This is a genomic window from Chromobacterium sp. S0633 (genome assembly GCF_024158805.1).
In the GTDB taxonomy this organism is placed as follows: Bacteria; Pseudomonadota; Gammaproteobacteria; order Burkholderiales; family Chromobacteriaceae; genus Chromobacterium.
The window spans coordinates 24822-51111 of the sequence record NZ_JAMZGH010000020.1 but is presented as its reverse complement, the minus strand read 5'-3'; the positions used below and the strand labels follow the sequence as shown (position 1 = coordinate 51111).

The window sequence follows — 26290 nt, the reverse complement described above, 5'->3', positions numbered from 1 at the left end:
CGATCTGCTGCGCGTCGTGGAGCGTTACACGGTGAGTACGCCTTCGAAATGCTCATGTACCACGCGTACATTCCGCTTTCTCAGCCGCAACGCCTTGTCTCGCCTTAGCTCGCGAGATCGTAAACACGTTCTTAGAGTCCGTTCACAACCTACTGCGCCTCAGTCCTCCACGCCCCAGCGGATGCTGCCCGGTTCCGGGCATTGCCAGGAAGCCATCAGCCGCTGCCGGATTTCCGCCAGCGATTGCCGCGCCAGCAAGCGGCCGTCGCGGAACACCGGCCGCAATTCGCCGCCCTCCGCCTGCTCCGCCGTCTGCTGCTGGTGCAGCACGTAATGATCGCCCTCGCGCTCCACCCGCAGCAGGCCCTTGGCGGATTTCTTGGTGCCGTCGTCCGTGGCCGGGTCCTTGTAGATATCCACCGCCTCGCCGTCCACTTCCGCGTAAATCGCCTTCAGCGCATAGCCGAAGGTGTCCCGCGAATTCATGCCGTAGACAAAGCTGCCGATGCCGAACACCACATTGCCGGAGGCGAAGCCCTTGGCCGCCAGCCGGCGCAGGATGGCGCGGGCGCGCGGCAGGGTGATGGAGTCGCCGTAGATCAGGCCCACATGGCTGTCCAGCAGCCGGTAGCCGGCGTCGCTGACCGTGCCGCCGTAAATCTCCCACAAGCACTCCACCGCGCCCTTGCGCTCGGCCTCCGTCACCCGCTGGCCGTCGGCCAGCGTCGTGTACGCGCCGTCCGCGTCCCTCGCCGGCTGGCCGTCGACACAGACCAGTTCCTCGTCGCGGTAGCCGGTGAGAATTTTCACCGGATCGCCGGAGTCCGGACGGAACACCACCTTGGCGTTGCCCAGCGCGTCCGGCCGCCGCGCCAGGATGTCGTCCTTCAGTTCGCGGGCAATCACCGTGAGCACGTTCCAGAAATCAAAGGTATCGCTGACGATGGACACCATGCCCCGCGGATAGTCCCGGCTGACGAATTCCCGCACCACCTCACGCTCCGCCAGCCGGCGCAGCGCCGCCTCCTCCAGCCCGGCGTGGGCCGGATCGCGGCGCAGCCGCTGCAGCGTCAGCAGGATGCGCAGCGCCATCACGCTGTGCTCCGACGCCGGAATGGAGCCGCCCACCAGTTCCCGCTCCGCGTCCGCGTCGTAGAAATCCTCCAGATAGTCCAGCGCCGGAATGGTGTCGGTGCCGGTGAAGGACAGCAGATGGCCGGCGCCGCAGCGCATGGCGTCGTGCACCCCGCTCATGCCGCGCATGGAAAAATCATGGCCCTGCCAATTGACGAACTCCGGCGCGCTGCCGGTGAGGCGGGCGAAGTAATCCAGCAGCTTGCGGAATTCAAACGCGATGGTGGCCACGGTGGACGGCTTCCAGGATTCGCAGCTGAACAGAGTTTCAAAATAGGTGGCCACCCAGGGGAAATCCGGATGCGTGTTGCTGAAGATCACCGGCGGCACCTTGATGTCCACCCGCGCGCCTTCCGGCAGGGAGCGGATTTCCAGCGGCAGATGACCCAGCGCGTGCAGCGCTTCCAGCCGGCCTGCCGGCACCGCGCCGGCGCCCAGCGCCGTATCCATGCGGCGCTGGTATTTGCGCACCGCCTTGTCCCGCGGCTGGCGGAAGAATTCTTGGTCGAACAAATCGATCAGGTATTGCTGGATGAAACCCTGCAGGCCGAACCACACCACCTTATTGTCGAACAGCTCCGGCAGCACCGGCGCGTACTTGGCCGAACGCGGGGTGAAATTGGCCACCAGCCTGGTGGTGGCCGCCGGATACATGGAGGGATGGCCGGTTTTGTAGAAGTCCGCCAGGTTGAACGGCTGCAGTTGGTTCAGTTCACGGGCCAGGGGGTGGATGGGGGCGTTCATGATGGATTCCCTATCTAAATTAAGTGAGTCAAACCAGCTGGCAGCGGACATCCGCCGTCCAGTCGTTACGGCTGAATACCTGCTGGTAATGTTCCAGCAGCGGCTCCAGGCCATGGCTGAAAATACCGTGGGTCACATACAGGTACAGCGGCGCGTCCAGACCTTGTTCCCGCTGGCGAGCGCGCAGCGCCTTGGCCAGCTCGGTGAAGGTGCGGCCGCCGTCGCAGATATCGTCCACCACCAGCAAGGGCAGCGCCGGCAAAGGGCCGGCCACCTGGGTGTCGCTGATGCGGCCGCTTTGGGTGTCCCTCACCTTGTCCGCCAGCACCGCCTCGCAGCCCAGCTCCCGCGCCAGCTTCAGCACCCGCTTGCGCGCGCCGGCGTCCGGCGCCACCAGCGCCGCCGGGCCCACTCGCTCCAGCACCCGGCGCAGCGCCGGCAGCGGGTCTTCCACTTCCACCCGGTCCAATAGTGCGGTCACCACATCGCTGTGCGGGTCCTGGATCACCACCCGGCTGTAGCCTTGGGCATTGATCAGCTGGCAGAACACCTTGGCGCTCAGCGCCTCGCCCGGGTTGGCCACCCGGTCCTGGCGCGCATACGGCACATAGGGCAGATGCAAGGCCAGCGGGCGGCCCGGGTAAGCGCGACGCAGCGCGTCGCTCAGCATCAGCAAACTCATCACCGCTTGCGCGTTCGGCAGATGGGCGTGCAGGCGCAAGGCCTGCGCCGGCGCGTCCACTTCCACCGACACCTGCACTTCCCCACCGGGAAACACCGTGCTCTGAAAGGCCAGCGGCTGGCTGCCGCCTTGCTGCGAATCCGCGAAAATCTTGAACATGATGCTGACTCCTGCGCTGCGTTGACTTACTTAGTTGATAATTTCAACTAACATGCGCACAGTATAAATTTACTTAGTTGAGTTTTGCAACTATATGGCGGAAAATATTGGAAAAGCCAAACCGGAGACCTCCTATGAGCCCCTCGCGCCCCGCGCCCGCCGTCAGCGTGGACATTGTCCTGCTCACTCTGGGCGCTGCCGGCCTGCAAGTGGCGCTGCACCGCCGCAGCCACGCCCCCTGCCAACACCAGCTGGCGCTGCCCGGCGGCTATGTGCATGTGGATAAGGACGACAGCTGCGAAGCCACCGCCATGCGCGTGCTGCGCGACAAGACAGGGCTGGAGCCGCGCTATCTGGAACAGTTGCGCACCTTCGCCGGTCCGCGGCGCGACCCGCGAGGCTGGTCGGTGGCCATCTCCCACGTGGCGCTGATCCCGCTGCAGCAACTGCAGGACGCCGGGGACGGCGTATTCCACTTTTACGATGTGGACCAGCTGCCGGAGCTGGCCTTCGACCACGCGGAGCAAGTGCGGGAAGCGGTGCAGCGGGTGCGCAACAAGGCCAGCTACTCCACCCTGCCCTGCTGGCTGCTGCCCGAACGGTTCACCCTCACCCAGCTGCAACGCACTTACGAGCAGATTTTTGGCGAGACCGTGTCCCGCGGCACTTTCCGCTCCCGCTTGGGCATCAAGGTGGCGGACGCCAAGCCCGGCGAATACGCGGACGAGGCCGCCATTCTGGAAGCCACCGAAGAATTCCTCGGCGGCAAGCAGCGTCCGGCGCGGCTGTTCCGCATCAACCGGCTCAGCCTGTTCAAGCGCGCGCGCTGGTAAGGCCTAAAGAGTCTGTTCCAAGGCCGGCCCGGCTGTCGTCTTGACGCTCCCGCCTTCCCCACTCAGGCTGCCATGCGCCGCGCCCGACAGCGCGGCCATGAGCCTGCCCGCGTCCTCCGCGCCGCGCAGGCGTTTCTTAGAGCAGATCTTTGTGGAGCTCATAATGAATATATTTAATTTGCACCGGCGGCATTCCCGTTTTGTCACTGTCAGGGGGGAGCGGCCATGAACGCCCAAGCCACCCCGGTCCTGCTGCAACTGCAAGACCTGTTGCAAGAGCTGCGCGCCAACGCCCAGGGCCGGCCGGAACTGGAGGCCTTGTGCCGCAAGCTGGACCGCCGCTATCTGGAGGTGGACGAGGGCCTGACCCGCAGCGTGCTGCGTTTTCACTCCGCCACCCAAAGCCTGCAAGCGCTGATGTCCTTGCTGCTGAGCTGCCCGGACACCAAGACGCTGAACGGCGAGCAGATCGCGGCGCTGCTGGAGCCGGTGCGGCAGGAGTTGCAAGCCGCCCATAAGCTGATTTGCAAGGTGATGTAAACGCGACAACGCCGCGGCGGAAGCCGCGGCGTCGGTCAAACGCCCCGCATGGCCGGCAGGGCAAGGCTAAGAGTCCGCGAAGCGGATGCTCAGAACGACACGGTGCCGGACAGCAGGAAGGTGCGCGGCGCGCCCAGGCCGCCGGACAAGCCGCTGCCGTCGCCGCCGCTCCACGAACCCACCCAGTAAGCGCGGTTGGCGACGTTTTGCACCGAGGCGCGCAAGGTGATTTCCTTGGCGGCCAGCTTGGTGGTGTAACGGGCGCCCAGGTCAAACGTGGTGTAGGACGGCAAGGACAGCTGGTTGTTGTCGCGGACGAAGCGCTCGCCCACGTACTGGGCGTTGCCGGTAGCGGTCAGGCCCGGCAGGGCGGTGATATCGTATTCCACGCCCAGCTTGGCCATCACCTTGGGCACGCCGGAGGCCTGCTTGCCCAGGTGCGCCGGGTCCAGCGCCTTGGTCAGCTCGGCCCTGGTGTAAGACGCGCCGCCCATCAGACGCAGGCCGCGGCTGGCCTCGCCCCAGAAGCTCCACTCCAGGCCGCGGTTGCGCTGTTCGCCGTACACGCCGAACACATTGCTGTCCGGGCTGGTGTAAGCGCTGGGCCGGGCGATCTGGAACAGGCTCAGGCTATGGGTGAGGCCGCCCCAATCCAGCTTGGCGCCCAGTTCGTACTGCTCGGTCTGATACGGCTGCAGGCTTTCGCCGGCGTTCTTGGCCGTGTCCGGCGCCACGCCGCCCTGGTTCAGGCCCTGGATATAGTTGCCGTAAACCGAGAGCTGGTCCGAAAGCTTGACCAGCAAGGCGGTGGCCGGGGACCAGCGGCTTTGGTCGTAGTTGGAGGTTTGCGCGCCGGCGGCGTCGTAGTTGCTGCTCTGCACGTTCTGACGCCGCGTGCCCACCGTCCACTGCACCTTGCCGTCCATGAAGGACAGCGTATCCACCAGGGCGATACTGCCCAGCTTGTCCTGAACGCTCCTGCCCATATACCGGAACGCCGGCATGGACCCGAAGGACGGCGCATAGTAATTGGTGTTGAAGGTGGGGCCCATTCCATCCCGGTAGCTGCGCTCCGAGCTGAAGCGCGTGGCCGCCAGCGACCACTTATGCTGAATCTTGCCGGTATCGAAATGACCGCGCACGCCGGCCTCGCCGGATTTCTGCGTGCCCTCGTTCATCAGGCGGAACGCGCTCACGCTGAGGTCGCCGGCGTTATTGAGCAAGCGGTCGCGCGTGATGGTGGCGTCGAAGTCCGCCTTGCGATGGCCATAGGCGCCGTACAGGGTCAGCGCCTCGCTCAGCTCGTATTCGCCGCGCAACAAGGCCACCTGGGTGGTGTTGGTATTGGTGGCCCAATCCGGCGCAAACTGGTAATCGCCTTTCTTGGGCGTGGGCACTTGGGTCACGCCGGGGGCGATGGAGAAGATGCCGAAGTAATTGATGCCGTCCATCTTTTCGCGCTGCCGGTAAAGGTCCAGCGAGACGCGGGCGCGCTCTCCGCGCCAGTCCAGGCCCAGCGAGGCCAGGTTCATGCCCTGTTTCTGCTTGTCCACCGCGGTGTCGCCGTTGCGGTAAACGCCGTTGAAGCGCACGCCCCACTGCTGCCTGTCGCCAAAGCGCCGGCCCGCATCCACGTGCACGCCGGGCATATTGTCGGATTCATAAGTCGCGGTGACCGAGGTCAGCGGCGTGTTGCCCGCGCGCTTGGGCACGATGTTGACGCTGCCGCCCAGGCTGCCTTCCGGCGGCATGCCGTTGAGCAGGGTGGACGGCCCTTTCAGCACTTCCACCCGCGCCGCCATCTCGGTGGAGCCGCGCAGATTGGGCGCCATGCCGATCAGGCCGTTGAAGGTGATGTCGTTGGCCGAGGTGGGGAAGCCGCGGATATTGAATTTCTCGAGGATGGTGCCCTTGCTGGCCACGTGAACCGAGGGATCGGCGGCGCCGATCAGCGCGCCTATCTCGCGCGCCTGCTGGTTGGCCACATAGTCCTCGGTGTAGCTGATGGTGCTGAACGGCGTGTCCATCACGTCCAGATTGCCCAGCACGCCCACCCGGCTATCGGTGGCCAGCTGGCCGCCGGCGTAGACGCGGCGGCCTTGCACCACCACCGGCGCCAGCCGTTCCGGCGCGCCGTTGCTGGCCTGGGCCGGCGCATTGTCCGCCGCCAGCGCCGCCGGCGCCAAGCTCAGGCCGGCGCCGCCAAAGCCCACCATCAGGGCCAGATGGGTGGCGGCGCGCAGCGTATTCAGGGGGAAGGCGGATTGCGGCGCGAGTCGGCGTGTAGTTGATATGGGGGAGGCCGACCGTTTCTGACTCAACATCCAGATTCCTTTCTACGTGAGGAGATTGTTTCACTTCACTATGTATTCCGAAGCAAAGTGCGAAACCCTCAAATAGAAATGAAAATCATTTTTGATAGCACATCGTCAAGTCAACTCGCGCCCGGCTTAGCGCTTGTTCAACGTCACGCGAGCAAGAGCGAAAACCGTTGAGAACCTGTTAACGATCTGCTGCGCGTCGGCGATACGGCGTTGAAAACGCCCTCAAAATGCTCATGTACCACTCGTACATTCCGCTTTTTCGGTCGTTTTCGCCTTGTCTCGCCTTAGCTCGCGAGATCGTAAACACGTTCTGAGAAAGCGGAATGTGCAAGGGGTAGGAGCATTTTGAACGCGCGCCTCACGACGCGCAGCAGATCATGAAAGCTGGTTTCAAGAGCTACCTTGGTGAACATAGAGACCGCTGGTGGGTATCGCCTACGGCTCCTCCCGCCCTACACAGGCTTGCTCGTCATCAGTAGGGTGGGAGGAGCGCAGCGATACCCACGCGGAAATCACTTGAAGGGCCGGGACACATCGGCTGCGCGGTTTTCCGCGTACCGCGCTGGATTTCAAAACACGGCAGCAAAGATCGTAAACCGGCTTTCAGCCGCGATAGCCCTTGATCACCTCATCCCCAATCCGGTTCAGGCAGCTCAGGCTGGCGGTGCACAGATACCAGGTTTCGGCGTCGGCGAAGATCACCTTGCCCTTGCGCCAGGCCTTGGTCTGCCGCAGCAGCGGGTTGTCCAGGGTTTTCAGATTCAGGGCCGGCCGCCGCTCCATCACCGCGGTGCGGTCTATCACGTACAAGATGTCCGGGTCCGCCTGCTGGATGAACTCATTGGAAATGGGCTGGCCGTGCAGGCCGCTATTGGTCTCATTGCTGGCCGGCTTCACGCCCAGGGTGTCGAAGATGTAGCCGTAGCGCGAGCGCACGCCGTAGGAGGTGAAGGCCCCGTTGTTGTGCAGCACGATCAGCGCCTTCTCCGGGCGGCCGGCGGTCACCTCGCGCACCTGCTTGATCTTGGCGTCGATCTCGCCGGCTTTCTCGCGCGCCAGCGCTTCCTTGCCCAAAATCCGGCCCAGGGTCAGCAAATGCTCCTTGGCCGTGTCCAGGGTATGGCCGGGGCGGTTGTTGAGGTCGATGTCGTAATGCAGCGTCGGCGCGATGCGGCTCAGCTCCGGATAGCTTTGCGCCTGCAACGGCGAGATCAGGATCAGGTCCGGCTTGAGCGCGTGCAGCCGTTCCAGATTGGGCTGGATGGTGGTGCCCACGTCCATCACCTTGGGGTCCTGCTCGTACTTCTTCAGGAAGCCGGCCACATAGTCCTTGGAGATGCCCGCCACCGGCGCGCCCAGTTGGTCCAGCGCGTCCAGCTCGCTCATGTCGAAGGCCACCACCCGCTCCGGCCGCTTCTTGATCTGGGTGGTGCCCAGCTCATGCTTGACGGTGAGCGGGGCGTAGGCGGCCTGGGCCGCCGGCGCGGCGGCGGCCGCTTCCGGCGCGGCCTGTCGGGCGTCGCAGCCCAGCAAGCCGCCGGCCACGGCCAGCGCCAGCAGGGCCGCGCGCGCGCGCGGCGTCTTATGAATGCTCATACGGTTTCTCCAGTGGGTGAGGGATTGAAGTAATTGCAGACGAAGCCGCGCTCGCTGGGCAGGATGTCCACGGCCAGGCCGTAGAGATCGCGCAGCCGCGCCTGGGTGACCACCTCGGCCACCGGGCCGCAGCCATGCACCGCGCCCGCCTTCATCGCGACGATGTGGTCCGAGTAATTGGCGGCGAAGTTGATGTCGTGCACCACCAGGATCACGGTGCGGCCTTGTTCCTCGCTCAGCCGGCGTATCGCCTGCATGATGCGCACCGCGTGCTTCATGTCCAGGTTGTTGAGCGGCTCGTCCAGCAGCAGGTAGTCGGACTGCTGGGCGATGCTCATCGCCAGAAAAGCCATCTGCCGCTGACCGCCGCTGAGCTCATCCAGATAGCGGGCGCGCAGCGGCTGCAAGCCCAGGAAGGCCAGCGCCTCGTCCACCGCGCGGCGGTCGTCCCGGCTCAGCAGGCCCTGGCTGTAAGGGAAGCGGCCGAAACCCACCAGCTCCTCCACCGTCAGGCGCAGGCCGATATTGGGGTGCTGACGCAAGGTGGCCACGCGCTTGGCGTAGCTGCGCAGCGGAATCCGCTCTATCTCCTCGCCGTCCATCAGGATGCGGCCGGCGCTGGGCTTCAACAGCCGGGCGACGGACATCAGCAGCGTGCTCTTGCCGGCCCCGTTGGGGCCGATCAGCGAGGTGACTTGCCGGGAGGGAAAACTGAGATTGACGTCGCGCAGCACTTGTTTGTCGCCGTAGGCTTTGTAGACGCGCTCAAGCGTGATCATGCATGTCCTCTGCTGCGCACCATCAGCGCCAGGAAATAAGCGCCGCATACCAGGTTGACCAGGATGCTGACGGTGGTTTTGTAATTGAACAGCTGCTCCACCAGGAGTTGGGCAGCAATGAAGATGGCGATGGCGACGGCGCAGGCCAGCGGCAGCGTGACCCGGTGCCGGAAGGTGCGCGCCAGCGCGTAAGTGATGTTGGCGACGAAGACGCCCATGAAGGCGGTGGGCCCCACCAGGCTGGTGGACACCGCCGCCAGCACCGCGATCAGCGCCAACTGCATGCGCACATTGCCGGGGTAATCCACGCCCAGGGAAATGGCCTGCTCGCGCCCCAGCAGCAGCACGTCCAGCACCGCCAGCCGCCGGCGCACCAGCCAGGCCACGGCCGCGGTCAGCAGCGCGGCGAACAGCAAGGCCCCGGGCTGGACCCGGTTGAAGGAGGCGTAGCTGAAGCCCTGCAGGATGGCGAACTCGCCGGGGCTGGTCTTGAGCTGGATGAACTGGGTGAAAGTGCCCAGCACCATGGTCAGCACCAGGCCGCTCAGCAGCAGCAGGTAGAGATCGTTGCGCTCCTTGCGGAACAGCGCGCGGTGCAAGGCCCAGGAATAGGCCAGCATCACCGCGATGGACAGCAGCGCGTTGCCGTGACGGCCCAGCAGCGCCAGGCTTTGCGCGCCCAGCAGCAATACCAGCAGCGCCTGCAGCAATAGGTAGATCGCCTCGTAGCCCATGATGGCCGGGGTCAGGATGCGGTTGCCGGTCAGCGTCTGGAAGGTCAGCGCGGACACGGCGATGCAGACGCCGGCCACCCCCATCGCCGCCAGGCGGATCAGGCGGTTGGGAATCACGTAATCGAAATCCAGGCCGGAGCCCAGCAGCAGGAACGCCAGCGCCAGCGCCGCCGCCAGCGCCCAGACGCCGCGGCGGATCAGGGCATCCCTCATTTGTGCTTCCATAGAATCATCATCAGGAACAGGACGCCGCCCACGCTGCCCGCGGTCAGGCCGATGGGCACTTCAAACGGGTAGATCAGCAGGCGGCCTATGATGTCGCAGACCAACATCAACAAGGCGCCGCAGGCGGCGACGATGGGCAGCGTGCGCTGCAGGTTCTCGCCCCAGCGCAGCGCCACCAGATTGGGAATGACCAGGCCGACAAAGGGAATGGCGCCCACGGTGATGACGGTGGCGGCCACCGTCACCGCCACCAGCACCAGGCCCAGCGCCGCGGTGGCCGCGTAGCTCAGGCCCAGGCTGGCCGCCATCTCCTCGCCCATGCCCAGCACGGTGAAGCGGTGGGCGTAGCAATACGCCAGCGCGACGATGGGCAGGATCAGGTAGACGATCTCGTAATTGCCTTCGACGATCTTGGAAAAATCGCCCAGCAGCCAGCCCTGCATGCTTTGCAGGATGTTGTGGCGGTAGGCGTAGAACTCCGCCACCGCGCTGAGCACGCTGCCGTACATCAGCCCTATCACCGGCACCAGCACGGTGTTCTTGAACTGGATGCGGCGGATGATGGCGATGAAGACCAGGCTGGAGACAAAACAGAAAGCCAGCGCGAACAGCATCCGCCCCAGATTGCCTGCCTCCGGCGCCAGGCTCAGCCCCACCAGGATACCCAGCTTGGCCGCGTCCAGCCCGCCGGAGGTGGCCGGCTCCACAAAGCGGTTGCGCACGATCTGCTGCAAAATCACCCCGCACACCGACAGCCCCACCCCCACCAGCAGCAACGCCGCCAAGCGCGGCAGCCGGCTGGCGGTGAGGGTCAGCCAGCTGTCGTCGGACAGGGCCAGCGGCCCGGTCCAGGCCATCTGTTTGGCCCCCACCATCAGGGACAAGCCGCTGCAGGCCAAGAGCAGCAGCGGCAAGGCGAGTCGTTTCAAGACAGGGCCTCTGCGGCCGGCGCCGCGGTGATGCGCCAGCCTTTGGCGCTTCTGCGCTGCTCCAGGAAGTGGGCGTAAAGGCCGGCGCGCGCGCTCAGCTCGGCGTGGCTGCCTTGCTCGCGCACCTTGCCGTCCTCCAGCACCACGATCTGGTCCGCCATTTCCACCGTGGACAGCTGGTGGGCGATGACGATCAGGGTGCGCTTGCCGCGCAGCCGGGCCAGCGCCTCGGCGATGGCGGCCTGGTTCTCGGTGTCCAGCGCCGCCGTGGCCTCGTCCACCAGCAGGATGGGCGCGTCCTTGATCAGCGCCCTCGCAATGGAAATGCGCTGGCGCTCGCCGCCGGACAAGCGCGCGCCGCCCTCGCCCACCGGGGTGTCCAGGCCCTGCGGCAGGCGTTCGATGATTTCCTCCACCCCGGCCAGCCTGGCCGCCGCCAGCACTTCGGCGTCGCTGGCGTCCGGCTTGCCGATGCGGATGTTGTCGCCGATGCTGCCCTGGAACAGATAAGCGTCCTGGAAGATCTGGCTGATCTGGCCGGCCAGCCGTTCGCTGGACAGATCGCGGACATCCACGCCGCCCACTTTCACCTCGCCCTGGTCCACGTCGAAGAAGCGGGCGATCAGGCGCAACACCGTGGTTTTGCCGGAACCGGACGCGCCCACCAGCGCCGTCATGCTGCCCGGCGCTATCCGCAGGCTGAGCTCGCTCAGCACTTGCACCTGTTCCGGCCCGTAGCGGAAGCCCACCCGGTGCAACTCCACCGAGGCGTCCGCCGGTTCGCCGGAACGGACCGGCTCGGCCATGGGTTCCACCTCGAATAGCTTGGCCACCGCCTGCAGCTGGCCGCGCGCGCCGCGCAGCACCTCGCTATAGCCGGCCACGTCCAGCAGCGGGTCGATGAAGCGGCTCATCAGCATCAGCGCCACCAGCGCCGGAATCACCGTGGCCGGGGTCAGACCCAGGCCGGCATGGTCGCTCAGCCACAGCGCGGCCACCAGCAGCAGCGCGGCGAAACTGGCCTGCACCGCCCAGACGTTGAGCACCGAGGACAAGGCCGACAGCCGGATCAGGCGCCGGCCGGAGCGCTGCTGCTGGGCGATGGCCTGCTCCAGGAAACGCGTGCCGCCGCTTTCGCCGTTGAAGGCACGCAGCACCGATTGCGCCTGCGCGAACTCCACCATGCGCTGGCTGCTCTGGCCGGCGTGCTGCTGATAGGCCTGGTCCGCGCGCTGGCTCAGCCGCGCGGTCAGCCCAAACACCAGCAGCAGGCAAGGCAGGCTGGCCAGCCCCACCCAGCCCATCAGCGGATTGACGGCGAACAGCGCGCCCAGCACCACCACCGGCGTCACCACGCCGACAAACAACGGGGTGAACACATGGGCCGGCAGCTGGGCCATTTCCATCATGCCCTGGGTGGCGATGTGATTGAGCCGGGCGGTGTTGCCGGCGCTGAACCAGCCCACCGGCAGGCCGCCGACATGCTCGGCCAAACGGTGGCGTCCGCCTTGCAGCACGGCGATGCCGACGGCGATGCCGGCTTTCTCCACCTTGCGCCGCAAGCCCCAGCACAGCGCCACGCCCAGCGCCTGCGCCGCCAGCCACGCGCCGGCCGCGCGCGCCTCGCCGGCCAGCAGATGGCTGAGCACCGGCGCCAGCATCACGATGGTCACGCCGCACAGCAGGCTGTAGGTCAGCGCCAGCCACGCGTAACGGCGCAATTTGGCCGCGTCCTCCCCCAGCAGCCGAATAAAAGTCTTCAACATTGCGGCACCAATCCTTCCTGTTCTGCTTCTCCGGCCTTGCCGTAATGACCCTGCGCCCACAGCCGCGCGTAGCAGCCGCCCTGTTCCAGCAACTCATGGTGCCGGCCGCGCTCGATCAGCCGGCCCTTGTCCACCACCAGGATCTGGTCCGCCTGCATCACCGTGTCCAGCCGGTGCGCAATCACCACCAGGGTACGGCCGCGGGCGAAGGCGGACAGCGCCTGCTGCAGCTTGACCTCGTTTTCCGCGTCGGCGGCCGCCGTCGCCTCGTCCAGCACCAGCACCGGCGGGTCCAGCAACACCGCGCGGGCGATGCTCAGCCGCTGGGCCTCGCCGCCGGAGAACTGCACGTCCTCGCCGATCACCGCGTCGTAGCCGCGCGGCAGTTCGAGAATGCGATCATGGATATTGGCCATGCGCGCGGCTTCCTCGATTTCCGCCTGGCTGGCGGAAGGCCGGCCCAGCGCGATGTTGTCGCGCACGCTGGCGTGGATCAGCCTCACGTCCTGCAAGACAAAGCCGATGCGCCGATACAGCTCCGCGCTGTCCAGCTGCCGCAGATCCACGCCGCCCAGGGTGATGCGCCCGGCGCTGGGGTCGAAGAAGCGCAGCAGCAGCCGCGCCAGCGTGGACTTGCCGGCGCCGGAGGGGCCGACGATGGCCGTCACCGTACCCGGGACCAGCGTAAAATCGATGCCGGACAGCACCGGCTCCTGCTCGGAATAGCCGTAGCTCAGCCCTTCCACGCGGATTTCGGCGTCGGCCGGCCGCGCCGCGCCGGCGGCGGTTTCCAGCACCGGGGTTTGCAGCAGCGCGTGCACGCGCTGGGCCGCGCCGGTGGCGTGGTTCAAATCATGAGTGATATAGCTCAGCATCAAGAGCGGCGAGCTCAGGCCCGGCGCCACCAGGGCGAAGGGCAGCACATCCACCGGAGCGATCCAGCCCAGGCCCACCATCAGCGCGCCGAAAGCCAGCACCACGCCCAGCACCGACACCGGCGCGATGATGGCGTTGGCGTTGGCCATCGCGCTGACCAGCGGCCGGGTGAAATCGGTGAAAGCGCTGGCGAAGGCGTCTATCGCCGCGCGGTAGCTGCCGTGCGCCTTGTGCTGCGCGCCAAAGGCCTTCACCACCGGAATGCCGTTGACGAACTCCACCACCGCGTTGTTGATGCGCGCCATGCCGGCGCCAAAGCTCTCCATATTGGCCGCGCTGGCCTTGTGCGCCCGCGCGAAGAACAGGAAGAACAGCGGAAACGGCAGCAGCGAGGCGATGGCCATGCGCCAATCCATCGCGAACAGATACGCAATGGACGCCAGCACCGCGCCCGCGCTGCGCCCCAGCGTGGTGTAGAAATGGGCGGTCAGGCTGTGCAGGGTGCCGATATCGTCGTGCATCGCCTGCTTGACCTCGCCCGAGGCGCGGCTGGTGAACCAGCCCAGCGGCACCTTGGCCAGCCGGCGGGTAATCGCCAGGCGCAGCAGGCCGGTGATGCGGTTGTCCGCCAGATGGGCCACCACGTCGCCGGCCAGGATCAGCGTCATGCCGGCGAACAGGCAAAGCAGGCTCAGGCCCACCACCCGCCACAAGACATCGCCGCCCAAGGCGGCCGCGCCCTGGCCCAGCGCCAGCTGCGCGATATGGGCGACGCCGGCCAGCGGCGCCAGGCTCAGCATGGACCCCAAACCCGCCAGCAAGCCGGCGGCGATCAGCCGGCCGCGTATCGGCGCCAGCACACGGGCGATAGGCCCGGCCGCGGCCGCCTCTCCCAAAACCTCTTCCTCAACACTCATGACAACTCCTCTACGACACGAATTAATGAATGCGGCTTGCACGCGCCCTGCCCCAGGCCGGCCTCCACGCTGCGGCGGCAAGCCTGCAGGCCGAGCGCGACGTATTTCTCCACCGACGACACCGACACCTGCAGCTCCGCGGCGATATCGCCATAGCTCATGCCGTTGAGCCGGGACAAGAGCAGGGCCTGGCGCACCTTGAACGATTTGCCCATCAGCGCCAGGTCCACGCCCTTGATCTCCTCCTTCACCAGCGCGCGCGCCTCTTCCGACTGCGCGCGCGGCTCCGGCTGCAAGGCCTGGCTTTCCAGATAACGGGCCTCCAGCCGGCGGCGGCGCAGCAGATCAATCACCTTGCCTTTGGCGATTTGCGCCAAATGGCAGCGCGATTCGTCCGCCGGCGGAAGCCGGCCTTTCTGGATGAGGTGCAGGTAAATGTCGTGAGCCAGCTCCGTCGCATCGTTCGGATTGCCCAACTTGCGCTGCAACAAGCCGCACAGCCAGCCGTGGTGATCCAGGTACAAGCTCCGCAATTGCGACTGAAAAGTGATCGGGCCATTGTCCACGCCCCTCTCCTTTTCACTTGTATTTGCAAATGATAATCATTTTTATTATTATCACCGACATTGTCAATACGTCATACAAGACGTAATCAACCGATGTCCTTTGCATGAATTATGCCGAAAAGCCAGTTTACGGCCGCCGGGCATGACGCATAAGCGCCCCCTCAGCCCGATGGGGCCATGACTGACACGGCCGGAATCCCGCGCCTTCCATGCCGTAGACATCTCATCGCAAGAACCCGCCGCACGCATTCCCAGGGCCGTCATCTCCCGACGACGCGTCCTGTTGACTGGCGACCGTCAAAGGCCTCCCGTCGCCGCCCGCAACGATTATTGGCTGTTGAATTTCAGAAGGAGACCACTCTTGTCGCACCCCCACCCCGACATCCCGTCGCAGCGCCTGCCCCTGAGCCTTCACGAAGAACAATGCTGGCTATTGCAGCAGCAACACCCGGAACGCCTGAACCGCCTTGTCGACGCCTGGCGGCTGGACGAGCAAACGGACCTCGCCCTGCTGACCCTGGCGCTGCAACAGCTGATCCAGGCCCGGCCGGAGCTGAACGCCCGCTACCAGTTCAGCGACGACGGCGATCTGCGCAAATCCCATGTGGACGGCTGGCACCCTTGCATCGCCTTCCCGCGCATGAGCGAAGCCCAGCTGGCCGAGCGCCTGCTCGCGCTGCGCGCGGCGCCCTGGGACGCGGAGACGCAGCCGCCGTTCCAGGCCCTGATCGTCCACACCGAACACAGCGCCGTGCTGGCGCTGAGCCTGCACCCCATCCTGGAGCCGGCCCAGCCCTTCAAGGCCTTGGCGGACGCGCTGGCCCAGGGCTATCAACAACTGGACGCCGCCCGCCGCCCGCTGGCGCTGACGCCGCTGCCCTTGCAGGCCGGCGAAACCGGCTACCGCCCGCCGGCGGCCGCCCAGCCCGCCGCCGACGGCCAGGACGCGATCGCCGCCGTCATCCTGAGCGAACTGCGCGCCGTGCTGGCCGAGCCCGGCATGAAGCCGGACGACAACTTCTTCGATTTCGGCGGCCATTCCCTGCTGGCCACCCGCATCATCGGCACCCTGCAAAGCAAGCACGGCATCCAGATCCGCTTCAACGACTTCTTTGAAGCGCCCACCGCCGCCGCGCTGGCCGCGCGCGCCACCGTCAGCGAACAACGCCGTCAGGCCGCGCCGTCCGCCGAAGTGCGGCAAGCGCCGCTGGCGCTGGCGCAAGCCTCGCTGTGGCGCGCCTACGCCGCCTACGACTTCGGCACCATCTTCAACCTGCCCTTCGCGCTGGACTTCCTCGATCCGGTGGACGAAAACCTGTTCCGCCTGGCCTTCAGCGACTTGCTGGAACGCCACGCCAGCCTGCGCGCCACCTTCCATCAAGAAGACGGCGCCGCGCTCCAGCGCATCGTGCCGCTGACGGAAGCCGGCGGCTACAAGTGGTTCTGGAGCAGCGCGGAGAGCGAGGGGCTGACGCTGGCGGACGAAGCCGCCCACCGCTTCGACCTGAGCCGGGAACTGCCGCTGCGGATACGCTTCTTGCGCCACCCGGCCACCGGCCGCCAGACCCTGTCCTTCCTGGTGCATCACATGGCGATCGATGAATGGTCGCTCAATGTGATGATGGACGAGCTGGCGCTGGCCTACCGCGCCCGCGCCGCCGGCAAGGCGCCGCAATGGGCCGCCCCGGCGCCCTCCTTCCACGCCTTCGCGCTGGAACAACAGAGCCAGGGCGTCAACCCGCGCCACATGGACTACTGGACCGCCATGCTGCGCGGCGCCACGCCGGGCCTGCGCCTGCCGGACCCGGCCGCGCCGGTCGCCGCGCCCGACCAAGCCGCCGGCTTCAAGGCCAAATGGCTGGAGTTCAAGCCCGAGCCGGGCACGCAGGAAGCGATCACCGCCTTCGCCAAGCGTCATGACTCCTCGCTGTTCAGCGTGGTCTACACCGCCATCGCGCTGGCCCTGCATAAGCTGGGCGATCTGCCCGAAATCGTGATCGGCACCTCGTCCTCCGGCCGCACCGACGCGGCGTATTTCGACACCGTCGGCTACTTCACCACCATGGTGGCGCACCGGGTGCGCTTCGACCGCGGGCAATCGCTGGGCAGCCTGCTCAAGGACGTGACCCTGACCATCAACGACTCCATGGCTTACGCCGACATTCCGCTGGAACTGGTGCAAAACGCGCTGGGCATGACGCCGGCGGACGGCCTGCTGTTCGACGTCTACGTCCAGGTCCACGCCAACAACGCGCTCAACGGCGCGCTGCCGGCCCCGGACGGCGGCGAGATCCGCTACCGCCAGATCGACCCGGACAAGAGCGAATCCATGTTCGGCCTGCAGTTCGAGATCATGGAAGACGCGCACGACGGCTCGCTGCGCCTGGTCATCACCTACCGCGCGGAACGCTACTCCGCCGCCCAGCTAGAGGCCATCTGCGCCACGCTGCACCGCTTGTTCGCGCTCTTGAGCGCGGGCGACGCCAGCGAGCGGAGGCTGGAAGAGCTGCTGGGCTAAGCCGTCGTTTACGGTCCGCTGCGCGTCGGAGAAACGGCGCGCAAAGCCTGACGCCCCCGCCCTCAAACGAGAGCGGGGGCGTCAATTCCATTCGGCTTCAGAGCCTATTCGCAATCTATTTCACCTTAGCTTGGCCCCAGGAAACCCCGCGTCCGATGCGCCCCAGGCCCAGTCCGCGTGGGTATCGCTGCGCCCCCCCTACCGCGACAAGCAGCCTTCGTAGGGTGGGTGGAGCGCAGCGATACCCACCGGCCGGTTTCGAACCTAGCCCTGCGGCAGCCCATAATGCTGGAACGCCGAACGCTGCGGCAGGCGATAACGCGGCTGACCCAGCAACTGATTGATGATGGCCGCGTTGCGGATCGGGCCTATGCCCAGGTCAGGCGAGCCCACCCCGTGCTGGAAAATCTCCGCGTTCTGCACAAACACCCGGCCCGGCCCCTGATCGCGGCGGCGGGCGGTGAAATCCTCCTCCACGATGCAATCGCCCTGCGCGTCCACCTCCAGCACCGTCTCCTTCAAGCGCTCAAACCACTGCGGCCAGGCGTGGGCGTAACCGGTGGCCGCGACGATGGCGTCCGTCTCCAGCTGGCAACGCTGGCCCAGCTGCCGGTGATGGCAAGTCATGCGCAGCGCGCCGTCCGCGCCCTGCTCCTCCAGCGCCTCCACATCGCAATTGGAATACAGCTTCAGGCCCGGCTCGCGGCCGCCTATCGAACGCTCGTAGAGCAGATCGAAAATATCGCCGATGGTGGAGAAGCTGATGCCCTTGTACAGCAGGCCCTGGCCGGCCACCACCTCGCGGCGCTTCTCGCGCGGGATGCTGTGGAAGTACTGCATATAAGCCGGGGTGAAGCACTCCTGCCCCAGCTTGGAAAACTCCATAGGGTGGAAGCCCGGCGCGCGCGTGATCCACTGAATGGACGCCCCGGCCGCCGCCTGCTCCGGGCTCAGCTCGCGGAACAGCGCCAGCACGCACTCCGCCGCGCTCTGGCCGGAGCCGATCACGGTGACGCGCCGGCACTGCGACAACGCCTGCTGATTGGGGATGAACTGGGCGGAATGAATCACCCGCGGGTGACGGCTGGCGCGCGCCCACGCCGGCAGCCACGGCGAAGTGCCCACGCCCACCACCAGATCGCGGCCGGCGTAGCGGCGCATCCCGCCCGACGCGGACTCGCTGTCCACCACGAAACGCCCCGCGTCCGCGTCGTAAGCCACGTCCCGCACCTCCTCGCCAAAGCGGCAGGCCGGCAGCTGCTGCGCGGCCCAGCGGCAGTAATCGTCGTATTCGATGCGCGGCACCAGGGTGTTGTCGTAGTAGTAGAACTGGTAAAGGCGGTCATGCTGGTGCAGATAGTTCAGATAGCTGAGCGGATGCGTGGGGTCCGCCAGCGTGACCAGATCGGCCAGAAACGGCACTTGCAGCGTGGTGCCCGGCAACAGCAAACCCTCATGCCAGCGAAACGCCGGCTTGCGCTCCAGAAACACCCCTTTGATATCCGAGTGACGCGACAACAAGGCCGCCAAGCCCAGATTGAACGGCCCGATGCCGACGCCGGCAACATCTACGTTCGCCATTTCCATATGCGAAAAACTCCCAAGGTTCTATCAAAGGTTCTATCGATTGCCCCCAGGGCGGGATCGCCGCCCCGGGGTGAGTTTGATCAGGGCTGACCAGCCGCCAGCAAACGCTCCACATCCGCCACATTGCGGCAACGCAGCAGCTGGCCGGGCGACAGCTCGACGGCGAAGCTTTCCCGCAGGCGCGCCGCGATGGCTTTCAGATGCTGGGGCAGCAAACCCATGCTGCTGAAATCCAGCAGCTCGTCGGCCAGCTCCTGGTAGGAACGCCCCAGCACGCCCAGATAAATGTCCAGCACCGGGCGCCGGTGCCGCGTCGCCGCGACCGGAGCCTCGACAACGGCGACAGCGGGCGCGGGTGGCACGGCACGCTCCTGGGCCGGCGCCTGCAACAGCGCGCGCGCGCCGCGGCGGTCCGGCTTGCCGTTTTGCGACAGGGGCAGTTGCTCCACCGGCAAGAAACGCGTGGGCACATGGGATTGCGGCAGGACGCGGCGCGCGTGCTCGCGCAGATCCGCCGCGCTCGCCTCCGCGCCGGGCTTGGCCACGTAGAGCGCGCCTATGCTCAGCTCCCCCTGCCGCTCATCGCCCACATCCACCACCAGCACATGGGCCAGCGCCGGATGCTTGATCAGCTCCATCTCGATGTCCGGCAGCGATACCCGCACCCCGCGCACCTTGACGTAGCCGTTGACCCGGCTGTCGAACATCATCACCCCGTCCGGCCGGTAACGGCCGCAGTCGCTGGTACGGAAGGCGCGCGCCAGCTGGCCGGCCTCGTCGCGCACGGTGACGAAGTCGTGCTGGGTCAGCTCGCCGTTTTCCAGATAGCCCAGCGCCAGATTGACGCCGGCGGTGTGAATGCGGCCGGCCACGCCGGCCGGGCAATGCTCGCCGCGCTCGTTCAGCAGCCAATAGCGGTTGCCGGGCAGCGGCCGGCCATAGGGCACCTTGGCGCTGTCCTCCGCGACGATGTCATGCCAGATGCTCCAGATCGTGGTTTCCGTCGGCCCGCCCAAGGACAGCAGCCGCGCCGCCGGCAGAGCAGCGCGCAAATCCGCGATGATGGACGGCTTGATGTAATCCCCGCCCTGGGCCACCAGCCGCAGGCTGTGCAGCCCGCCGTCCTGCCGGCAAGACAGCAACATCTCCAGCATCGCCGGCACCGTGCACCACAGCGTGACGCCGTGCTCGTCCACCAGCTGGTTCCAGCGCACCGCGTCCTTCTCCTCGCCCGCCTCCGGCAACACCAGGGTGGCGCCGGCAGTCAGGCTGCCCAGCACGTCGAACACCGACATATCGTGGTGCAGCGGCGTCACCGACAGGCACACATCGCGCTGCGTCACCTGCCAATGCTCAAGCGTGGCCCCGATGACATTGGCCGTGGCCCGGTTGCACAACACCACGCACTTGGGCTTGCCGGTGGTGCCCGAGGTGTACAGGTAATACGCCGGCGTCTCGCTCAGGGACAGCGCCTGCCAGCCGCCGCGCGCGGCCAGCGGCGCGGCCTCGGCCAGCAATTGCTCCGGCGTGGCCCGCGCATGCTCGGTCGGCAAGGGCTGGGCCGCCACCACCAAGTCCGGCCGGCAGTTGTCCAGCAAATAACGCAGCCGCTCCTCCGGGGACGCCGCGTCTATCGGCACCCACACCACGCCGCTGAAGGCGCACGCCAGGGTGACGATGGTGTGTTCCGGGCTGCGCGGCAGGCACACCGCCACCACCTGGCCAGCGCTGACGCCGCGCGCCTTCAGCGCCGCCATCGCTCGGGACACCGCCTCGCCCAGCTCGCCGTAGCGTATCCGCCGCTGACCGCTGATCAGCGCCACCCGGGCGTTGTCCGGGTCGAAGATATGGGCGGCGATGCGGCCGAGGAAATTCTCGCGCCGCGCCTCGGCTTCCACGCTGTTCAGCCGGTAATGGCCGTAATCCAACACCCGGCCGGCCGGGGCCTCGAACACGCCGCTGTCCGTCACCTGCTCGATGGCCCGCTCCAGCGCGCTCAGCACCGCGCCCACCAGAGCCGGTTCCAGCGCGTCGCGGGCGTAATCGATGTCAAACACCAGCGCGCCGTCCGCCCGCGCGGAAAAACGCAGATCCATCGCCACCTGCGGCGTCTGGGTCAACCCGCCGATCTGGCGCATTGCGCCGTCCGCCGCTGTTGGCCACGACAAGCCATTGGTCACCACCACCGGCAGCGCCGGGCCGGGGCCATGGCTCTCAAACAGCATCCGCGCCAGGTCCACGCCGGAGAAGGCCAGGTGCTGCAAGCCCTCCATCACGTCCGCCTGCAAGCGGCGGCCGCGCTCCGCCAGGCTGTCCAGCCCCGCCTGCCACGTGACCGCGATAAAGCTGGAACGGTTGGAGAAACCGCCGGACGGCAGCGGCGCCACCGGCACCGCCACGCACAAACCGCCCTCGTCCAGCCAATGCGACAACACCTCCAACACCAGCGCCATCACCGTGGTGTTCTTGAAAAAGCGCTGCCCATTGCCCAGCTTGCCCAGCCGCTCGAAACGCTCCGCGCTCACCGTCAGGCTTTGCCTCTCATAGCGCGCCACGCCCAATTGATCCAAGGGCTTGCGCCAAGGCAGCCGCGGCGCGCCGCCGCAATCGGCCAGCTTGTTTTTCCAGTACAGCGCGTCCGCCTTGCGGGCTTCAGCGGACGCCTCGGCCGCCGCGGCGGCGGCCGGCCTGCTCGGCTCCGCCACGCCCTGGAACAGCTCCAGCATCAGCGCGGCGATGGAGCGTCCATCGACAATCAAGGCATCGAAACGCGCAAACACCGTCAAGCTGTCGTCCGGCAGCAGGAACAGCGTCAGCTCCCACGGCGCATGCTCCAGATCAAACAACGCGTGGGCGTAATCCTCGCGCGCCGCCGCCACCCGCTCCTGGGCCGCCGCCGGCGACAAGGCGCGCAAATCCACCTCCCGCAGATTCACCCGCGGCTGCGCGCGGACCCGCTGCCGCAAGCGCGCAACGTCTATCACCGTGCGCAGGCAATCGTGACGCCGCGCCATCTCGCCCAGCCGGGCGCGCAGCAGCGCCGGGTCCATCGTCCCGTGGTATTCGCGGAACTCCTGCATCGCCACCCCGCCCAGCGGCAGCTGCGCGGTGCGGCCTAATAGATACGCCTGCTGCAATACCGACAGCGGCGTTTCCGCCTCCGGCTGCGCCAGCGGGCGCTCCAGCGCGGCCGGGTCCGCCGCCACGGCGGTGGCCAGGGCCACGAAATCGTTGAACAGCTGCGTGATCCAGTCTTGCGGCAAGGCGTCCAGGCGGATGTCCCAATTGATCAACACCCCGCCGTCCGCGCTGACGATCTGCGCGTCCAAGGCCACCTGCGGCCCCTGCGAAATCACCCAGTTCATCGCGCCGAAGGCGCGCCGCACCCGCTCCGAGAACAACTCCCCGCCCGGCATGTCCAGCGCCGCGGTGAACACCACCGGCGCGATCTGCGGCGAACGGTGATGACGGGACAGATCCCGCATCAGATTGACGCCCGGATAAGCGCAATGGCCGGCGCGCTCCAGCAACTGCGCGGCCAGGTTTCGGCACAGCGCGCCCAAAGTCGGCGCCGCGTCCAAATCCACATCCAGCAACACCAGATTGGCGAACTCCCCGATGATGCGCTCCGCACCCTCCAACAGCGGCGGCCGCCAGAACACCGGCACATTCAGCCGGAAGCGCCGGTCCCCGGTGGCCGCGCCCAAAGCCTGGGCGAACACGCCCAGCATCAGGCCGGACAGCGTCAGCCGTTGCGCCTTGGCCAGCCGCCGCAAAGCCTGGCGCTGCTCCGGCGCCAGCCAGGCGCACAAGCGCTGGCTGGATGCCGCGCCCGCCGGCCCCTCCCGGCGCGGCAAGGACGGCGCCGGCGCGATATCGGCCAACTGCGCGCGCCACCAATCGCGGTCCCGCTCCCGGGCCGCCTTGAGCCAGGGCTCGTCCCGCGCCCGGTCGCACCACTCAAAGAAGGAAGGCGTGGGCGGCGTCTCCGCGTCCGGGGATTCGTAGAACAGCGCCAAATCCTCCATCAGCACGCGGAAGCTGGACGGGTCCACGGCGATCATGTCCGCGTCCACATGCAGCCGGCTATCGCCCGCGCCAAACAGGCTGATGGAAAAACGAACGGCTTGACCGGTTGCCAGGTCAAGCCGCTGATGAGTCCACTGCTGGCGCTTGGCTTCCAGGCGCTGCGCCAGCGCCTCGCCCTCCAAGGCGGTGAAATCCTCCACCTCCAGATGGGGCGCTTTGTCCGCTGCCGCCAGCGCCTGCATGCCGTCCGCCGTTACGCAGGCGCGCAGCATGGCGTGCTCGCGGCCCAGCCGGGCCAGCGCGGCCACCAAACGCGGCAGCTCAATGGCCTGGCCGTCGAACTCCGCATACAAATGCGCAGAGACGCCACCCAGATCGGAATGATCGCCCCGGCCCATCCAGCAGGCCGCCTGCATTGAAGTCAGCTCTCTCATTGCGCACCCATGAAAATTGACAAATGGATTTCTTGCATTTCTTCCATCTCCATATGGCATCTCTAAATGCGAATGATTATAATTTACATTTTTAGCGTGATGCAATGATCCAGGTGAAATCGTCATGACGAATGAAAAAGCAATCAGCACCACCCCGCCGCAAGCCGGCGGCGCGCCTCAAGCAACAGCCGCCAACCCGCGCCAATGGCTGCATGGCCGGCTGCGGCAGTTGCTGGCGGAAGACGGGGAACTGAACCCCACGGAAAACCTGATGTATTACGGCCTGGATTCCCTGCGCCTGATGACGCTGGCCGCGGAGCTCAACGCCCGCGGCATCCCCGTGCGCACGGAAGAATTGAGCCGCTCCCCCACCCTGGCGGGCTGGGAAGCGCTGCTGGACGCCCGGCAAGCGGACGCTTGAAGAATGGCCGAGGCCGGCGCGCAGAACCGGCCCTTGGAACCTGTTTACGACCTGCCGCGCGTCGTGAGACGCCCCACGGTGAGTACGGCTTCGAAATGCTCATGCGCCACAAGTGCATGCCGCTTCCTCAGCCGCAACGCCTTGTCTCGCGCTTGCTCGCCAGAGCGTAAACACGCACTAAAAACCACTAACAAAACCCTAAAACAGACAAAACCGGGCGCCAACCCACGCCCAGCCAACAAGGAAAAACACCAGCAATACCCACCCACCAAGAACCCATTCACGATCTTGCAAGCCGACAAGACAAGGCGAGAACAGCCGAGAAAGCGGAATGCGCGCAGAGTGCGTGAGCATTTCGAAAGCGTTCTCAACGCCCTGTCTAAACTATCCCGTCGCCGCGCAGCGAATCGTGAACAGGTTCTGAGAAACCACGGAGTCACCCATGTCGCTGTCCCAACTTGACCAAAACCGTATCGAATCTTTTTGGCAGTACTGCTTGCAACACCAATATTTCAATCTCGCTTATCCAGAGTCAGCCGACTTCGACTACGCCCCCTTGCACCGCTTCCTGCGCTTCTCCATCAACAACTGCGGCGACTGGAACGAAAGCAGCAACTACCTGCTGAATTCCTTCGACTTCGAACGCGAAGTCATGCACTTCTTCGCCGAACTGTTCCACATCCCCTTTGACCAAAGCTGGGGCTACGTGACCAACGGCGGCACCGAAGGCAATATGTTCGGCTGCTACCTCGCCCGCGAACTGTTCCCGGACGCCACCCTGTACTACTCCAAGGACAGCCACTACTCCGTGGCCAAGATCATCAAGCTGCTGCGCATCAAATCCCGCGCGGTGGATTCCCTGCCCAGCGGCGAAATCGACTACGACGACCTGGTGGCCAAAATCCAGCAAGACCAGGAGCGCCATCCCATCGTCTTCGTCAACGTCGGCACCACCATGAAAGGCGCCGTGGACGACATCGGCGTCATCCAGGACAAGCTGGCTGAGGCCGGCATCCCGCGGCGGGATTACTACCTGCACGCGGACGCCGCGCTCAGCGGCATGATCCTGCCCTTTGTCGACAGCCCGCAGCCCTACTCCTTCGCCGACGGCATCGACTCCATCAGCGTGTCCGGCCACAAGATGATAGGCTCGCCCATGCCATGCGGCATCGTGCTGGCCAAACGCAGCAATGTGTCGCGCATCTCCGTGGAAATCGACTACATCTCCGCCAACGACCAAACCATCAGCGGCTCCCGCAACGGCCACACCCCCATGATGTTGTGGGCGGCCATCAAGAGCCGGCCGCTGGCGGAATGGCGCCGCAAAGTGCGCCATTGCCTGGACATGGCCCAATACGCGATAGACCGTTTCCAGTCCGCCGGCATCCAGGCCTGGCGCTGCAAGAACTCCATCACCGTGGTCTTCCCCAGCCCGTCTGAACCGGTATGCAACAAACACGGCCTGGCCAGATCCGGCGGCGCGGCCCACCTGATCACCACGCCCCACCACCACGACAGCCAGCGGCTGGACCGCCTGATTGACGACATCATCCAGGACCTGGGCGCCGTGACGGCCCCGGCCGGCGCCGCCATGAACGCGGCTTAGAACCTATTGACGATCTGCTGCGCGTCGTGAGACGTGACACGGTGGCACCGCTCCGAAACGCTCATGTACCGGAGCTACATTCCGCTTTCTTAGCCGCAACGCCCTGTCTCGCTCTAGCTCGCAAGATCGTAAACGCCTTCTTAGAACCGGCAAGTGATCGCCGCGCCGCGGCGCTGCAACGCCAAAAGCCGCCCGTAAAGGGCGGCTTTCTGCTGTAATCCCCACCCCGGCCCGCCGCCGCCTTGACGCTGGGCCTTGCCCCCCTTACTCTGCCCATGCGCTGCGCCAAATAACGCAGCCATGGGCTGGGAGGCCCAACTTGCATATTCGGACGAACCGCTTGGCCGTGGTTCGCCGTGTCCATGCGTTAGCCACAACCGGGCGGGCGCATGGCATTGAGCCCTCCGGGGCTGCCGCTAATATGCCGGTCCTCCCACTTTGTCATGTGCCTGCCCACGCCTTCCGTGCGTGCCGCGCAGGCTTCCTTAAGCAAATGTTTGTGGAGGCCATAGTGAATATATTGAATATCTCCCAACCAAACCCCGACCCCGACGCCTTGATGGAAACCCTCGCCGCCAGCGCCACCCCCGTCCTGCAACAGCTGCAAGACCTGCTGACAGCGTTGCGCGTCAACGCCCAGGGTTGCTCGGAACTGGAAACATTGAGCCAACAGCTGGACCGCCGCTATCTGGACGTGGACGAAAGCATCACCCGCGGCACCATGCACCTCCACTACGCCAGCCAAAACCTGCACGCGCTGCTGACCCTGCTGCAAAGCTGCCCGGAAGACAAAACGCTGAACTGTGACCAAATCGTGACCTTGCTGGAACCGGTGCGGCAGGAACTACAAACCAGCCACAGACTGATTGGCTCGGTGATGTAGATGTGAAA

General features: G+C 66.0%; 18 protein-coding genes. 6 read left to right on the top strand and 12 right to left on the bottom strand.

The window, feature by feature from the left end:
* Window positions 1-159: 159 nt before the first annotated feature.
* Complete coding sequence (locus tag NK214_RS12950; RefSeq protein ID WP_253314694.1) at window positions 160-1878, bottom strand: nicotinate phosphoribosyltransferase; 1719 nt, start codon at window positions 1876-1878, stop codon at window positions 160-162.
* A 28-nt stretch (window positions 1879-1906) separates the two neighbouring features.
* Window positions 1907-2719 (bottom strand): ribose-phosphate diphosphokinase, encoded by an 813-nt coding sequence (gene prs / locus NK214_RS12945; protein WP_253314693.1) that lies wholly within the window; start codon window positions 2717-2719, stop codon window positions 1907-1909.
* Between the two features lie 134 nt (window positions 2720-2853).
* On the opposite strand from prs, the gene NK214_RS12940 reads away from it, so the two are divergent.
* Together NK214_RS12940 and NK214_RS12935 are read left to right on the top strand one after the other, a co-directional pair.
* The gene (locus NK214_RS12940; RefSeq protein WP_227106194.1) at window positions 2854-3552 is read left to right on the top strand and encodes an NUDIX domain-containing protein; all 699 of its coding nucleotides are present in this window, start codon (window positions 2854-2856) and stop codon (window positions 3550-3552) included.
* Window positions 3553-3777: 225 nt separating this feature from the next.
* Window positions 3778-4092: a hypothetical protein gene (locus NK214_RS12935; protein ID WP_235085277.1), complete on the top strand. Its 315-nt coding sequence runs from the start codon at window positions 3778-3780 to the stop codon at window positions 4090-4092.
* A gap of 89 nt (window positions 4093-4181) precedes the next feature.
* Here the strand turns inward: NK214_RS12935 and NK214_RS12930 are convergent, their stop codons facing one another.
* The 8 genes from NK214_RS12930 to NK214_RS12895 all read right to left on the bottom strand — a co-directional run bounded on the left by NK214_RS12930 (window position 4182) and on the right by NK214_RS12895 (window position 14804).
* On the bottom strand, window positions 4182-6416 hold the full coding sequence (locus NK214_RS12930) for a TonB-dependent siderophore receptor (RefSeq protein ID WP_253314692.1): 2235 nt from the start codon (window positions 6414-6416) through the stop codon (window positions 4182-4184).
* Between the two features lie 603 nt (window positions 6417-7019).
* Complete coding sequence (locus NK214_RS12925) at window positions 7020-8012, bottom strand: siderophore ABC transporter substrate-binding protein (protein ID WP_253314691.1); 993 nt, start codon at window positions 8010-8012, stop codon at window positions 7020-7022.
* Complete coding sequence (locus tag NK214_RS12920; protein WP_227106188.1) at window positions 8009-8791, bottom strand: ABC transporter ATP-binding protein; 783 nt, start codon at window positions 8789-8791, stop codon at window positions 8009-8011. The genes NK214_RS12925 and NK214_RS12920 overlap by 4 nt, the downstream gene beginning before the upstream one ends.
* Window positions 8788-9738 carry an iron chelate uptake ABC transporter family permease subunit gene (locus NK214_RS12915; protein WP_253314690.1) on the bottom strand — a complete coding sequence of 317 codons (951 nt, stop codon included), beginning with the start codon at window positions 9736-9738 and terminating at the stop codon, window positions 8788-8790. Before NK214_RS12915 ends, NK214_RS12920 begins: the two co-directional genes overlap by 4 nt.
* Window positions 9735-10679 carry an ABC transporter permease gene (locus NK214_RS12910; protein WP_227106184.1) on the bottom strand — a complete coding sequence of 315 codons (945 nt, stop codon included), beginning with the start codon at window positions 10677-10679 and terminating at the stop codon, window positions 9735-9737. Before NK214_RS12910 ends, NK214_RS12915 begins: the two co-directional genes overlap by 4 nt.
* Window positions 10676-12445, bottom strand: a complete 1770-nt coding sequence (locus NK214_RS12905; RefSeq protein ID WP_227106182.1) for an ABC transporter ATP-binding protein — start codon at window positions 12443-12445, stop codon at window positions 10676-10678. Before NK214_RS12905 ends, NK214_RS12910 begins: the two co-directional genes overlap by 4 nt.
* Entirely contained in the window at window positions 12439-14238 is a 1800-nt protein-coding gene (locus tag NK214_RS12900; RefSeq protein WP_253314689.1) for an ABC transporter ATP-binding protein, read from the bottom strand. Before NK214_RS12900 ends, NK214_RS12905 begins: the two co-directional genes overlap by 7 nt.
* Window positions 14235-14804, bottom strand: coding sequence for a sigma factor-like helix-turn-helix DNA-binding protein (locus NK214_RS12895; protein ID WP_253314688.1), 570 nt, complete (start codon window positions 14802-14804; stop codon window positions 14235-14237). The genes NK214_RS12900 and NK214_RS12895 overlap by 4 nt, the downstream gene beginning before the upstream one ends.
* A 361-nt stretch (window positions 14805-15165) precedes the next feature.
* Between NK214_RS12895 and NK214_RS12890 the strand changes: the two genes are divergently transcribed.
* Window positions 15166-17322, top strand: coding sequence for a condensation domain-containing protein (locus NK214_RS12890; RefSeq protein WP_253314687.1), 2157 nt, complete (start codon window positions 15166-15168; stop codon window positions 17320-17322).
* A 264-nt stretch (window positions 17323-17586) separates the two neighbouring features.
* Here NK214_RS12890 and basC read toward each other — a convergent pair whose 3' ends face one another.
* Both basC and NK214_RS12880 read right to left on the bottom strand, forming a co-directional pair.
* Window positions 17587-18903: a putative histamine N-monooxygenase gene (gene basC, locus NK214_RS12885; RefSeq protein WP_233246752.1), complete on the bottom strand. Its 1317-nt coding sequence runs from the start codon at window positions 18901-18903 to the stop codon at window positions 17587-17589.
* An 86-nt stretch (window positions 18904-18989) separates the two neighbouring features.
* Window positions 18990-23372, bottom strand: a complete 4383-nt coding sequence (locus NK214_RS12880; protein WP_253314686.1) for an amino acid adenylation domain-containing protein — start codon at window positions 23370-23372, stop codon at window positions 18990-18992.
* Window positions 23373-23496: 124 nt separating this feature from the next.
* Between NK214_RS12880 and NK214_RS12875 the strand changes: the two genes are divergently transcribed.
* From NK214_RS12875 to NK214_RS12865, 3 genes are all read left to right on the top strand, one after another.
* A complete protein-coding gene (locus tag NK214_RS12875) occupies window positions 23497-23793 on the top strand; it encodes a phosphopantetheine-binding protein (RefSeq protein WP_227106164.1) in 297 nt (98 codons plus the stop codon).
* A gap of 442 nt (window positions 23794-24235) precedes the next feature.
* On the top strand, window positions 24236-25399 hold the full coding sequence (locus NK214_RS12870) for a histidine decarboxylase (RefSeq protein ID WP_253314685.1): 1164 nt from the start codon (window positions 24236-24238) through the stop codon (window positions 25397-25399).
* 511 nt (window positions 25400-25910) lie between these two features.
* Window positions 25911-26282 carry a hypothetical protein gene (locus NK214_RS12865; protein WP_227106162.1) on the top strand — a complete coding sequence of 124 codons (372 nt, stop codon included), beginning with the start codon at window positions 25911-25913 and terminating at the stop codon, window positions 26280-26282.
* Window positions 26283-26290: the final 8 nt, after the last annotated feature.